This is a genomic window from Vibrio rumoiensis (assembly GCF_002218045.2).
GTDB classification, from domain to species: Bacteria; Pseudomonadota; Gammaproteobacteria; order Enterobacterales; family Vibrionaceae; genus Vibrio; species Vibrio rumoiensis.
This window is the reverse complement of the sequence record NZ_AP018686.1, coordinates 61312-74341: the sequence shown is the minus strand read 5'-3', so window position 1 is coordinate 74341 and position 13030 is coordinate 61312. Positions and strand designations below refer to the sequence as shown.

Annotated in this window: 14 protein-coding genes; 5 read left to right on the top strand and 9 right to left on the bottom strand. The window is 42.7% G+C overall.

Going from position 1 to position 13030, the window contains the following annotated elements; all coding sequences use genetic code 11:
• Positions 1-28: 28 nt before the first annotated feature.
• Complete coding sequence (gene proX / locus VRUMOI_RS12965; RefSeq protein WP_089139278.1) at positions 29-1033, top strand: glycine betaine/L-proline ABC transporter substrate-binding protein ProX; 1005 nt, start codon at positions 29-31, stop codon at positions 1031-1033.
• Between the two features lie 84 nt (positions 1034-1117).
• Here proX and VRUMOI_RS12960 read toward each other — a convergent pair whose 3' ends face one another.
• Complete coding sequence (locus VRUMOI_RS12960; protein ID WP_231897542.1) at positions 1118-3967, bottom strand: alkaline phosphatase family protein; 2850 nt, start codon at positions 3965-3967, stop codon at positions 1118-1120.
• Between the two features lie 231 nt (positions 3968-4198).
• Here VRUMOI_RS12960 and VRUMOI_RS12955 point away from each other — a divergent pair, with 231 nt between their 5' ends.
• On the top strand, positions 4199-4690 hold the full coding sequence (locus tag VRUMOI_RS12955) for a MarR family winged helix-turn-helix transcriptional regulator (protein WP_089139280.1): 492 nt from the start codon (positions 4199-4201) through the stop codon (positions 4688-4690).
• Positions 4691-4749: 59 nt separating this feature from the next.
• On the opposite strand, the gene VRUMOI_RS12950 is transcribed toward VRUMOI_RS12955, so the two are convergent.
• Complete coding sequence (locus VRUMOI_RS12950) at positions 4750-5139, bottom strand: helix-turn-helix domain-containing protein (RefSeq protein ID WP_089139281.1); 390 nt, start codon at positions 5137-5139, stop codon at positions 4750-4752.
• An 85-nt stretch (positions 5140-5224) separates the two neighbouring features.
• Here VRUMOI_RS12950 and VRUMOI_RS12945 point away from each other — a divergent pair, with 85 nt between their 5' ends.
• Positions 5225-5710: a DUF2938 domain-containing protein gene (locus VRUMOI_RS12945; protein ID WP_089139282.1), complete on the top strand. Its 486-nt coding sequence runs from the start codon at positions 5225-5227 to the stop codon at positions 5708-5710.
• A gap of 91 nt (positions 5711-5801) precedes the next feature.
• Entirely contained in the window at positions 5802-6476 is a 675-nt protein-coding gene (gene yjjG / locus VRUMOI_RS12940; RefSeq protein ID WP_089139283.1) for a pyrimidine 5'-nucleotidase, read from the top strand.
• Between the two features lie 108 nt (positions 6477-6584).
• Here yjjG and VRUMOI_RS12935 read toward each other — a convergent pair whose 3' ends face one another.
• The 7 genes from VRUMOI_RS12935 to VRUMOI_RS12905 form a co-directional block, all read right to left on the bottom strand.
• Positions 6585-6872, bottom strand: coding sequence for a hypothetical protein (locus VRUMOI_RS12935; RefSeq protein ID WP_089139284.1), 288 nt, complete (start codon positions 6870-6872; stop codon positions 6585-6587).
• 352 nt (positions 6873-7224) lie between these two features.
• Positions 7225-8256 (bottom strand): cytosolic protein, encoded by a 1032-nt coding sequence (locus VRUMOI_RS12930; RefSeq protein WP_089139285.1) that lies wholly within the window; start codon positions 8254-8256, stop codon positions 7225-7227.
• A 74-nt stretch (positions 8257-8330) separates the two neighbouring features.
• On the bottom strand, positions 8331-9104 hold the full coding sequence (locus VRUMOI_RS12925; RefSeq protein ID WP_089139286.1) for a cytosolic protein: 774 nt from the start codon (positions 9102-9104) through the stop codon (positions 8331-8333).
• Positions 9105-9263: 159 nt separating this feature from the next.
• Positions 9264-10073 (bottom strand): MetQ/NlpA family ABC transporter substrate-binding protein, encoded by an 810-nt coding sequence (locus tag VRUMOI_RS12920; protein ID WP_231897541.1) that lies wholly within the window; start codon positions 10071-10073, stop codon positions 9264-9266.
• Positions 10074-10281: 208 nt separating this feature from the next.
• A complete protein-coding gene (locus VRUMOI_RS12915) occupies positions 10282-10728 on the bottom strand; it encodes a GNAT family N-acetyltransferase (protein WP_089139288.1) in 447 nt (148 codons plus the stop codon).
• Positions 10725-11258: a DUF2937 family protein gene (locus tag VRUMOI_RS12910; RefSeq protein WP_089139289.1), complete on the bottom strand. Its 534-nt coding sequence runs from the start codon at positions 11256-11258 to the stop codon at positions 10725-10727. The genes VRUMOI_RS12915 and VRUMOI_RS12910 overlap by 4 nt, the downstream gene beginning before the upstream one ends.
• A 183-nt stretch (positions 11259-11441) precedes the next feature.
• Positions 11442-12557 carry an NADH:flavin oxidoreductase gene (locus VRUMOI_RS12905; RefSeq protein WP_089139290.1) on the bottom strand — a complete coding sequence of 372 codons (1116 nt, stop codon included), beginning with the start codon at positions 12555-12557 and terminating at the stop codon, positions 11442-11444.
• A gap of 185 nt (positions 12558-12742) precedes the next feature.
• Here VRUMOI_RS12905 and VRUMOI_RS12900 point away from each other — a divergent pair, with 185 nt between their 5' ends.
• Positions 12743-13018, top strand: a complete 276-nt coding sequence (locus tag VRUMOI_RS12900; RefSeq protein WP_089139291.1) for a hypothetical protein — start codon at positions 12743-12745, stop codon at positions 13016-13018.
• Positions 13019-13030 lie beyond the last annotated feature (12 nt).

Genomic DNA, 13030 nt, shown 5'->3' with positions numbered 1-13030 from the left:
AAATTAAAAAAACATAGAGACATCACGGATGAAAAAGATAGCGAAAACCCTTTCAATGGCTATGCTGGCGACAAGTAGTATTTCATTGTCTGCTTTTGCAAGCGATCTACCGGGCGAAGGGATCACCGTACAACCGGTACAATCAACCATCGCAGAAGAAACCTTTCAAACATTGCTCGTAAATAAAGCCATGGAAAAGCTGGGCTACACCGTCAAACCCACCAAAGAGGTCGACTACAACGTCGCTTTCACCTCGATAGCCAATGGTGATGCCACCTACCTAGCGGTTAACTGGGACCCACAACAAAAAGACAAATACGAAATGGGTGGTGGCGATGACAAGTTCTATCGTAAAGGAGTCTACGTCAACAACGCGGCGCAAGGTTATCTGATCGATAAAAAAACCGCCGATCAATACCACATCACCAACCTTGGGCAGCTAAAAGATCCAAAACTCGCCAAACTGTTTGATTCTGATGGCGATGGCAAAGCCGATTTAACCGGTGGTGAACCGGGCTGGACAACGGAATCCATCATCAACCACCAAATTGATGCCTACGGTTTAAAAGATACCGTAACGCAACGTCAAGGCAGCTACTCCGCCTTAATTGCCGACACCATTTCACGCTATAAAAGCGGTCAGCCGGTGTTGTACTACACTTGGACACCATACTGGGTCAGCAGCGTATTAGTGCCAGGCAAAGATGTGGTTTGGCTACAAGTGCCTTTCTCCGCCATGCCTGAAGGACTACAGCAAGATACCGCGCTACCGAATGGTAAAAACTATGGCTTCCAAGTTAATACCATGCGTATCGTCGCCAATAAAGCGTTCGCCAAAGCCAATCCAGCGGCAGCCAAACTGTTTTCTATCATGAAACTCAACATCGGCGATATTAGCCAACAGAATATGATGATGAGAAAAGGGCAAAATAAACCCGCTGACATTGAAGCCCATGCCAACGCTTGGATTAAGGCGCATCAAAACCAATTTGATTCATGGATTGAGCAAGCGAAAAAAGCAGCAGAAAAATAATTTCTCCAACACTATTTAAGCTTTATTAAGATTCAAAAAGGTTACCGCGGTTCATTCGCGGTAACCTTTTTTTTATTGCACAAATTACTGTTGAAGAGACTTTAATACCGATGGATATCCCCAACCATCCACTCCAACTTCAACTGGCTTACCCGTCAAATATTCAAATAAAGTAGGCGCCAATGAGCCATTATCCACCGCGCCAAGACGGACTTTAGGTTGCATACCCTCTTTCCAAAACCCAATAAAAGCATCTTTTTCTAAATACGTTTCACCGGCATGACGCCCCGGAACCAACGTATTATATCCAAACCCATCTTTAGGAAATAAATTCACCGTCCCGGCTCGATCATCCTCATATAAATGGATTAATTGCATCACCGAATCCGGCCTAGCACTCATGGCGGTTAATTCACGCCATTGCGAACGAATACAACCTTTCTGCGCCATACAAGTTTGCATCAATACTTGTTTACGTTTCACTTGTTCATTGGTTAATGCCGCTTTATAAGGGTTAGAATGAGCAACTGATAATAATTCCGGTTCATTTTTTCCATCCGCAGATTGGTAAGAAATATGATCGCCAACACGTGTGATCACTTCATTTTTAAGCTTACCGTGACGATAGCCCACCACACGCACTGCGCAATGTTCAGGTAAGCAATCTGATTCACGAACCACTAAATAATCTAACGATTCACGTAATCGATATGCGATTTCATCAATCATATTAATCGTCTTACCCCCAGAAATAGGCGTAAACTGGGCCAATTCTTCATAAAGCGGCTGAACTTTCCATCCTCGTTTCGAATTAAAAAAGTCCATCATATAATTACCACCAGCGGTTGATGCGATCACAACATCCACCCCTTTATTACTCGGGTAATTCAAAGCGTTAGTCATTTTAGGCCCTTCACCTTCATCTGAGGAAATTTTTAACACTTTCAGTTCAACGCCTTGTTTTTTCAAACCTTCCAAGACTACTTTTTCTGGGCTCAGCGTATAATGAACCGCAGACAATCCGTGATCTCCAGCCATACCCCATAATGTTTGTGGATGTATACCGGCTTGCTGATAAACGTCGTCAAGTTGCCCTAACCAGAAGTCTAATCGATTAAGCTCTCCCGTTGGGCTTATGATTTCATCACCAAATGGCCCTTTAAAATGAGCAAAATGATCCGGCCATGGGTTATACATTAACAAGTAATCGGGCATAGCTTGCTCATTCAGTGTGGCTAATTCAGCAATTTGGTCATTCAACACACCCTTTTGGCTTATCTTGGTCAGCACTCTCCAACCACCCAGCTCTTGGTAGGCTTTGAGTTCTTTAATTAAGTTTTTTCGTTTTTCCGCTACCACCGTTTCAACTTGCGCTCTTCGTTTCAACTCTAATATGCAACGTTGTTCGCCAAAATCGCGTATCGATTCACCAAGCCCTAAATTCACCAGCGCATCAAAACTAAGTTGTGCATTCCAATCATATTGAGCATTACAGTTCATCGTTTTCAAATAATTTAAACGGTCGAACATGGTTTTCATACCACGTTGCTCGGTTAAAGGTTCCAATTGCAAAGCATCATTACCAAAAAAGTAATAAGCACGATCTTGTTGTCTATCTACAAAATGGAAATTAGGGATCCCTGTTCCGCCTTTACCAGCAACTGCAGCACCAGTTTTCACGATGGGTAAGTTACGAACACTAATTGTTGGAGTCGATGAAATACCATCACTGGCAATGCCATTACCGTGTAGTTGATACAAACGCTTAAAAAAGGGTAAATAGTTAGGATCATTTTCACCTTGAGAGGTCAATTGCTTCAGAAAACGATGTTGAGGTATATGCTCTGGCTTGGCCGTCGCACTCGTGGGTTTATAATCTTTAAATACCTGATCTTGCTTGAGTGCTTGTTGCAAATAAGGGCTACTTTTAGATTGTGACAATCCTTCCATTAAACCTTGGCTTAAACCATCAACGACAATTTGAACGGCTCTTGGTCGGTTCTGTCGTGATTGTAAATAAGCAATTAACTCATCAGGGTTTTCATCTAGCTTATCTTGCATCCATTCAGTGAAAACGTCGGCACGTTGTGTCGGCTGAACATATTGACGATAAGCTTTTAAAACATTCATACGAACAAAATCGATTAACGTGATCGTTAATGCTTGCGCTTTATTGTTTACCTTATCTTTATTCGCAGGTTGAGCATCGTCCAAAATGGCATTCATTGCCGCCTTCATCTCACCTTGAGGCATGCTGTTCGCATATTTCGCAAGTTCTCCTATCAATAAAGATTGAACATGCTCAATAGTGGCGAGGTCTTTTGGTGAGTGAGTAAGATATTGATAATGATCGGGTAACGACTTCGCTAATTCCCAATCATCATTATTAAAGAGTTCATCATAAATACTCACTAACATCGCGAAAAACTGACGATTCATCGTCACCCCTTCACGGCGTTCAACATCATCGCTTAATTCTTCTTCTGCTATTTTAGATGTCTCTTCATCCAGACGAAAAAGAGAATGCTGCCAGCCTGCTAATTGAGAAGAAGAATAATGATTAAATAAATATTTTCGAAATTGGTCTTGGTTTTCTGCTCGGCTGTATTGATCATAAAAAACGTAGAGGAAGTGGCCTAAAGAGATACTATAAAAAGGGTTAGAAAGGCGTTTAATTACTCTACTTTTGGTTTCAACATCAAGAGGAAGTGTCAGAATATAAGCATCTAATGTCATGCCTGCAATCGTAAATGCAGTAACATCTCTTCCCGTTGAAATAGTCGTATCAAACTGATTTAAAATATTATTTTTTATTAAAGTACCACTGTAATAAAGAGGCGCAACAACCGGAATATTCGACACACTCTCCGCATGCACTAACGACACCTTGAGGCCAGTCAAAGTGGCCATCGCCCACAAACTGACAAGCTTCATTTTTATCCTTGGCTTCATTTCCATATACCCTTAATTCTTGTACAATATCGTCAATATTTAAGCGTTTAATTTAACCACAAATACATAAACAATAATTATGGTTTGAGTGAAATTTCATCTCTTATTTACACTTAACGTAAAATATCCACATTTTAATACCTCAATGTACTTTTCCCTTTGCGAATAAAGACAGATAGGTTACTTTCACGTCTTCATTATGGGAGCAACAACATGGATAAACATGAAGAAGTTCTGATCGCGATTCGTCAGATCATTCGTGCAATCGACCTACATTCACGACAATTAAATAAAGAGCTTGGTTTAACCGGCCCACAGTTGCTACTTATGCGTTCAATTCGTGATTCTGGTGAAGTCACCATTCGTCAGTTATCAATGAACACCAATATGAGTCAAGCAACCGCCACCACGATTATCGATCGTATCGAAAAGCGCGGTTTAGTTAAGCGCCAACGTAGTCAATTGGATAAACGTAAAGTCCACGCCTACTTAACCGAAGAAGGTGCGAAGCTACTTGAAAAAGCGCCACTACCGTTGCAGGACCACTTTATTCAACGTTTCCAAAATCTCGATTCTTGGGAACAATCATTACTGCTTTCTTCAGTGCAACGCATTTCAAAAATGATGAACGCAGCCGATCTTGATGTCGCGCCACTACTTGAAGTGGGAAATATTGCCCATCATCAAGGAACCCCAAGCAGTTAATCGAGGCATCTCGTGATTCCACGATAAAGGCAGCGTTGTAGTGCGCTGCCTTTTTCATTTTATGCCTTCAAAGATCTTGCCGATTTCAGCAAAGCTTGGAAAGAATCGCACTCTAAATGCGATTCATGCGGGCAACTCACCACATGATGTAAACTCTCCCTCACCGATTTTAAACGGATAATTTGCTGATCAATATCGTGTACTTTTTGTCGCAAAGTCTCGCGATTAATGACCAACTCATCCTTTGTATTAAACATCATGGCGACCTCTGAAAGTGATAACCCTGCCATCTGTCCTAGCGAAATAATATTTAATTTATTCAACACACTAGGCGAATATTGACGCCTTAACCCATTGCGCCCTGTGGAATAAATCAAACCCAACTTTTCATAATATCTCAGCGTTGATGGGGCAAAACCTGACAAATGAGACACTTCCGCAATATCCATTATTCCCTCCCTTGACTTAAAGCCAACTTCAAGTTGTAGACTGAGTTTAGCTTAACTGAACACATGACCAATAAGGAAAATCGTTATGAGTATTTTATCAATCATTGTTCTAGGCATAGGAGCAACCATTTGCATGGATATTTGGGCATTAATACAGCAACGTTTATTCGGTATTCCGCCCCTCAATTATGCGCTCGTCGGTCGTTGGATTTATTGCTTAACCGAAGGAAAACTGATGCATCGTTCTATCATCCAAACGCCAAAAAAGCCGAAAGAAAAAGCGCTGGGTTGGGCATTACATTATTTGATTGGTGTGATGTTTGTTGTCGGGCATGTATCCATCTTTGGACAAGCATGGTTAAACAACCCTAGCCTGACGCCAGCACTGTTCACTTCAACACTCACATTAATATTGCCATTTTTCATCATGCAACCATGCTTTGGTTTTGGCATCGCAGCCAGCCGAACCCCAACCCCATGGCGAGCACGCGTGTTGAGTTTGATGGCTCACACTAGCTATGGGCTCGGCTTATTTCTCTGCGCTTTATTATTCAAAAATAGCCAACTGTAAAATAGCCCTACAGAATAAGTGATTTTCTTCCAAAGCAAAAAATTTTACACTAACGCCGAATCACACCACTCCCCCTCTCAAGGAAGTAATTATGAAGTACGATTGGATTTTCTTTGACGCCGACGAGACCCTCTTCCATTTTGACGCCTTCAAGGGCATGCAACTGATGTTTTCACGCAAAGGTGTCGACTTCACAGAACAAGATTTTGCCACCTACCAAGAAGTGAATAAGCCGCTTTGGGTGGATTATCAAAATGGCGACATCACCGCCGATGAACTTAAGCACACTCGCTTTGATTCATGGGCGCAGCGACTTAATACTACGCCAGCGGAACTCAACTCTGCCTTTTTAGAAGCGATGGCCGACATTTGTGCGGTGCTACCCGGTGCTAAAGAGTTAATGGAAGCGATTACAGGCAAGGCGAAAGTTGGCATTATCACCAACGGATTTACCGATTTACAAGCGATTCGATTGGCTCGTACCGGCATGGATAGCTATGTTGACCAAGTGATCATTTCAGAAGAAGTGGGCACCGCCAAACCAGACCGCATCATTTTTGAGCATGCCCTACAACGCGCGGGCAATCCATGTAAATCAAAAGTGTTGATGGTGGGTGATAACCTGCATTCCGATATTCTTGGCGGCATCAATTTTGGTATTGAAACTTGTTGGTTAAACCATCACGGCGCTGCGGCAACCGATGGTATTAACCCACACTACACCGTGAGTTCATTAACCGAACTTCAAGCTATTCTAGAAGCCTAATCACACTCCAAATACCATTGAGCCACCGACGCTATTTTCACTTCAATAAAAAGAGAAAGTCGACAAATCGGTGGCTCCATTTTATTGCTCTAAGCCGTATTCTCTGCGCTACTTAACTTGAACTGACACCCCTTCCGCTTCCATCACCGATTTCGCATCGGCACGCTCAATAATCTTAACCAACGCCGATTGGATCACTTCATGCTCTCGCACGTCGGTCTCACTGGAAAAACGCTGCTCTTGAACGGTTGCACCTTCCTCTAGAGTAAAACCAACCACAACCTCTGTGGCGCAATCAGCACTCGCTCCAAAATATTCTAATGTAATTTGTGGGTATCCTTTAAAGCCTTTTTTAACCATCTTCGCAATGCGTTTTTTTGCTTTATCCACGTTCATTTTTATCTACTCCAACCAACAGTAACTCATCGTCACGTCTAGTATGCGGTGCTTTGTCGCGAACAGGCGCAATTCAACGAATATGTGATGAGAGTACCACGCGCTGCTCAGATCGGGTATGGAATGTTGGTTTAAGGGTAAGAAGGGTGTGAACCATTTTTGAATCTTGAGGGGCCTATAAAAAATGACTTCATTTCAATCATCAAGATAGCAAAGTAGCAGAATCAGGCCCCTACTCATGGAAACAAAACTGTTATCGATAACAAAAATACGCCTAAGCTAATGTAAAAAAGCGAGCCTTAGATAAGCTCACTTTTTTACATCTACTGGATAACAATGCAACCCAATATCTTTAAGATAACTGCTGCAACTTATGCTCAACCAACACATTATCAGGGGCAATCTGCTGAGCAAGCTCTAATAGCTGGACCGCATCTTGCGGATTATCTTGTTGATGTTTAATTGCAATATCCACCAGTGGCTGAATATCAATGGTCTTTTTATGCTCTTTTACGTGCGCCTTCTTCTCATCAATCAACACATTGTGCGCGGTGCTCAATAAGCCTAAGCGATGGGATGAGTTGGCATTCGCTTTATTGAGGGTGTCGTAATATTCTTCTTTTAAGCGCAAGGTTTTGGTTTGATGGCGAAATTGACCAATATCGATTTGTTGATGGCGAATAAAATCCACCGCCACTTGCTTATAAAAACCAAACTTATTTAGATAGGTGGCGTGAGTGCCATGCCCCATGCCGAACACTCGTAAATGCGTCAGCTGTGGGTATCGCTTGGCATGCAAACGATCGATTTCATTGGTCGGATCATAAATAATATAGCCTTCCGCCTCTCCCAGATCCAAATCGTGATAATCCCCTTGCCAATCAAACTGCTGCGCGATGTCGGTACTTGAGCGATCATCCCAAGGCGCTAAGGTTTTATTTTTGGTACTAACGGGATGAAACAATAAGACTTGGTTGAGTTGCAATAATTTTGCGAAAGCCCCAATGGCGAAGCCACCACGACTCAAACCATAGCCTAACCGTGATTCAAACGGAGTAAGTAAGCTCGACAATTGCTCAAGAAAGAAAATCAAATTACGACTACGGAACCAATTACTTTTACCTAAGTGCTGAAAAGCAATAATGTTGACCCCTTGTTTATGTGCAAGGCTGTAACCCCAAGGCGCGAAATCGGCGTGCAAATCTTGTTCCTGTACATTGGTACCGGCTGGCGAGAAGGTAAACAACAGTGGTTTATTGATATCGACAAATTGATATTTCACAAACACATCGTCTAGTAAGTCTTCTCCTGTTATTGGGAGTCTCGCTTGTTGCTCTTGTTTATCAAGCGCAGACCATTCATCCAACCAATACAGTAACTTCATTTATCCTCCGTCTAAACTGCCTTAAGCAATTGTTTTAAATTTATTTATGTCGTATTTCCCCCATTAACGGGAGATCAGTCCTCTTTTAAAAACTGGATTTTGACTTGCTCGTCAAACCGAGAAATATCTATGTGTTGTCGATGAATAAATTGCTCGACCATCTGATTATAAAAATCTCGCCTGTCTAAATTATTTGGGTGGATTCCGTGCCCCATTCCCACCACCGTAAAATGGGTTAATTTGGGGTAACGCTCGGCATGAAGTCTGTCAATATCATTGGTCGGATCATAAATGATATAACCCTGAGCATTGCCGAGATCACGGTCATGATAAGCACCCTGCCAATCAAATTGTTGAGCCAGTGCCGTACTAGAACGGTCATCCCACGGCACCAGTGATTGATTTTTGGTGCTGACAGGGTAGAACAACAGAACATGATCCAATTTAAGCAAATTGGCAAAAGCACCAATCGCAAAGCCACCACGGCTGAGGCCATAACCCAAACGAAGTTTGAAAGGTGTCAGCAACATCGAAAGTTGCTCAAGGAAATAAATCAAATTAGGGCTACGGAACCAATTACTCATTCCAAGGTGCTGAAAAGCAACCACATTCACTTGATGTTGTTGGGTTAGTTCATAACCCCAAGGAGAGAAGTTGTCATGCAAATCTCTCTCTTTCACATCCGTGCCAGAAGGCGAGAAGGTAAACAATAACGGCTTATTTAAATCCACCAGTTGATAGCGAACAAACACATCATCAAGTTGGCTACTGCCAGAGAGAGGAAGTCGAGCTTGTTGCTCATTTTCAGGAAGAGAAATCCATTCATCCAGCCTATACAGTAGTTTCATTTATCCCTCTCGCGAATTTGATGCGCGCGAACCTTAACAAATAATGAGGGGTGATGTAAAACGCAGTGAGGTATTGATTGGCCATTATGAATACAAAAACGAGCACTCCCATCAGAAGTGCTCGTTTATTTTTACCCGTCTTTTAAATTGTATATTCGATTAAAACGCAGGCTCAATGGTGCCTTTAAAGGTGGTTTGAATGAAATCACGCACGGGTTGTGAGTGATAGATTTCAACAAACTTTTTATAGGTTGGGTTATCTTTATCCGCTTCTCGTGCGGCGATGATCATTACCGCCAGTTCCGCATCTTTAGGCTCAAAGTAGATGCCCTGTTTTTTTGGGTCGAGCCCTGAAGACATCACGTAGTTCATGGTGATCACCGAAGCATCCGCATCCGTTAAGGTTCTTGGTAATTGCGCGGCATCCATTTCTATAAACTCAAGCTGTTTTGGGTTCTCGGTAATATCGTATACGGTCGCTTTAGAGCCTAAACCGGGCTTTAAAGTAATGAGTTTTGCTTCGGCTAATAGCAATAAAGCTCGGCCACTATTGGTTGGATCATTCGGAATAGTGATGGTCGCTTTTTGAGGTAAATCGGCCAGTGATTGATACTTATCTGAATAAATCCCCATGCGCATCAAAATCGAGCGACCGATAGACACTAAGTGTGCTTTCTTATTGTTATCATTAAAGTTGTTTAAAAAAGGCTGGTGCTGATAACTGTTTAAATCGATGCTGCCATCAACGAGCGCGGCATCTGGTGTGATGTAATCGGAAAATGTCACCACTTCCACTTTTAACCCTTGCTTCGCGGCTTCTTCTGCAACCGCCTCAACCACTTGAGCGTGTGGTCCTACGGTTGCGCCAACGCGAATGACTTCTGTTTTTTCTTCTTGCCCGCAAGCGCTTAACCCTAATGCCAAAGGAAAAAGTAACGCGAGTTTGGTGATGGTTTTCTTGATTGTCATAAATATCCCTTTCATACAAATAGCCGTATAGACTTCTATATGCAGACTACCTTAAGCCGAAAAGAAAACATAATGATTTAAAGTAAGATAGGTATAACGATTGGTTATATCAGGAAACTCAACATAAATGGCGACACTTCCGCTCTCTAAATTCACTCGATATCAAAATGAGTTTTAAAGATTGTATTACCCATATCGTTGTATTTCCTCATATCAGCGATTTATAAAACACAATCTTGCCTTCACCTTTGGCATTGCCACTTTCATAACCCATGATTTGATAACCGCTGGATATTAATAAATGCAGCATATTCGGATAACGGTTCATCGATTTCACCCCTATCGATGTATAACCCGATTGTTGCGCCCATTGCTCTTGGTATTGCCGTAAAGCAGTGGCGATACCTTGGTTACGATACTGCGGTATAACGCCACCTAACCAGCTGTAAAATTCACCTGAACTTGATTCGCCCGAATTTCGTTGATATCCAACCTTGTAGCCGGCTAATTCACCTTCGAGTTTTGCGATCAAAATAAGGTGTGGTTTATCCGCTAAACGAGATTCCAACTTATTTCGAGTAGTACGGCCATCGAATTCTGGGATACGCTTATCGATTGCAAGAATCTCTTCAATAGTGCCCTGTTCAATGATCATCGCCCCCTCCTTGTGACCTTATGCGGCTGACCAAATAGGCTTTTTAACAATGAGAACAACATAAATAGCACCAACTCCGAAACCGCTAATACCACTAACCCAAATATCACCCCAATGCTTATCGCTTCGGTATTGAGGATCACTTTGTATTGATAATGCTGCCAAACCTCATCGCGGATCTCCGCAATAGGATGAATGAATACCTGCCAATACGGGCTATATAGTGATTGATGAAAATCTGCTTTGGCGGTGGTCAACAAGTGGTTTCTGGCGACAAGCGCTTGAATACTTTGTCCACCAGCAACAATGACAGGATCTTGATTGCGAGCGTAATGCTTGAGCAACTGGTCGAGGCTGCCATGAAAGTATTGATCGGCATCTTGTTGAAACTGCGCTAAGCCTTGCGATGATTCCGCTACTCTAGCGTCTAAGTTTTGACCATATTGGTTAACGAAACCGGGAATTTGAACACCGATTAACACACCAAATATCAGTATCGCGAGTTTGAGATAATCGATGATCTTTTGCATGACTCACTCCAATCTAGCTAAGGCGTTTCTGATGAACGTTTAACGAGAATACATTAAGAGAAGAAAATGCACAGGGGTTTACGGTGAGTTTGCTGTTAAATGGTGAGAGGGTCGACAAGATCAGATTGAGCGACGCTGATTACCGTCGACGCTCAATCATCTCAATAAACGTTGGCTAGTGTACTACGCCAATCGAGCCAGTTGACGCTTGCGATCTTTATTCACGATACAGAAGTTACCACGCTTGGTTCGGCACTTTGAGCAGCTTTCACATTCAGCTGGGGCTCGGTTGCCTTCTTTCCAGCGTTGAATGAGATTTGGCTCAGACAGCAGCGGACGAGATAACGCGAAGTATTGAATATTGGTACGCGCTGCGATGTCTTCGATGGCATTAATATCGGTTAAGCCGCCAACGGTGATCACCGGAATATTAACCTCTTGGCTGATCACATCGCCATACTCATGGAAATAGCCCTCATCTTTCAAGGTGTAGCCATCATAAGCTTCACCAACTAAGGTACTGGCTTTACCGTGAACATTACCCGACATGACAATCGCATCGACTCCAGCCGCTTCCAGCTTTTTACAAATAATACGTGTTTCATCAAAGGTTAAGCCACCTTCAAAAAATTCCGTTGCGGTCAGTTTTACTAGGATCGGGAAATCCTCGCCTACTAATTGACGAGTCGCTTGATAAATCTCTAATAAGAAGCGTAGACGGTTATCCAAGCTGCCACCGTATTCATCTTCACGGCGGTTGTAGTAAGGACTTAAAAACTGATTGATCAAATAGGTGTGCGCAGCATGGATCTCAACACCATCAAAACCACTTTTCTTGGCACGTAAACTCGCTTGAGCAAAGGCATCAACAATGTAGTCGATCTCTTCTTTGGTCATCGGTTTACCCTGCGTTTGCGTGCTTTTTTCACACACATCACTTGGCGCAAAAATCACACGCTCACCAATATCGTAGGTCGACTTAGTACCGCCGTAGGCAATTTGCATCACGATCTTGGCATCGTAACTGTGCATGAGATCGGTCAGTTTTTTATATTCCTCGATAAAGTCATCGTTGTAGATCCCCATCATGCCAGCGTTGGGTTTTTCCTCTGCAACAATATTGGCATAGCCAGTCACTATGAGCCCAACTTCCCCTTTGGCTAACTCTTCATAAATCGCATATAACTGCTTCGTCATGTGGCCATCTTCTGTTGCCATGTTTTCCCACGTGGCACTTCTGATGAAGCGGTTTTTTACGGTCATAGCGCCGATTTGGCTAGGTTCGAATAAAGTAGTCACGACTACTCCTTAATAATTGGGGAAATGACAGGCAAGCAAAAGTAGGCAGGCATATTACCTTAGATTGGCGCCGGAATTTTTAATCTAGATTAAGGTCTGGGGGATTAATGGCCCAATCTACCCACAAAGTTCAATGTTGCCTTGGTGATGAAAGGGATATTATAACCGCATTAATAGGAGGGATTATGAATCACAAACCCAGCCGAACGGATGCGATGCAATTGATTATTGATGAAGCGAAATCCACCTTTCCTCTTTATGAAGAAGAGACTTTCGTCTGTGGAACCGAAGGCAATTGCATTGGTTGCCCGAAAAAGCTGATGGAGTTAGTCGACTCTGAACTGTCTTATTGGGAGAGTGCGTTAAAACGCGGCGTGATCCCTCAGTTTGATGAAATCCGCCGCTTTGGAAAGTTATGTAAAAACGTTAAACGTGGGCTGGTGCGTAACCATATTCTGTAAGGCCTACTTTTC